The organism is Pseudomonas sp. PS02290 (assembly GCF_029960075.1).
In the GTDB taxonomy this organism is placed as follows: Bacteria; Pseudomonadota; Gammaproteobacteria; order Pseudomonadales; family Pseudomonadaceae; genus Aquipseudomonas.
On record NZ_JASCOY010000231.1, the window covers coordinates 1 to 369 of the forward strand.

A 369-nucleotide genomic window follows, 5' to 3' on the forward strand; every position below is an offset into this window, starting at 1 on the left:
CGACCCCGGATTCACGCATGAGCGTGCGGGCCATGTATCGGCCAACCTGATGCCCTTCGCTGCGAAGATCACTGGACAGCGTTCTTGCCCCCGCTGATCCCCTCGACTCCTTGTGAAGCCTGACCAGCAAAGCCCTAAGCCTTGCACGGCTGCTGTTGACGAAGCCCTGGCGCTGGCGCCAGGCGTAAAAACTGCTGCGGTTAACTCCCAACGCGCGGCAACAATCGTAAACGCCATAGTGCTTGCCCAGCTCGCTGATCAGTTCGAATGATCTTTGGAGTCCGAAAGCAGGAGAGCACTGGCCTTTTTTAGGATTTCGATATCCCGATCCTTTTGCCTGAGCAAGGTTTTGAGTCGCTGTATTTCCTG

The 369-nt window shown here is 56.4% G+C and carries 1 protein-coding gene; it reads right to left on the minus strand.

The features are described 5' to 3' along the window. A partial coding sequence (locus QMX88_RS29340) for an IS3 family transposase (protein WP_336620255.1) occupies positions 1-369 on the minus strand: 369 nt, incomplete at both ends.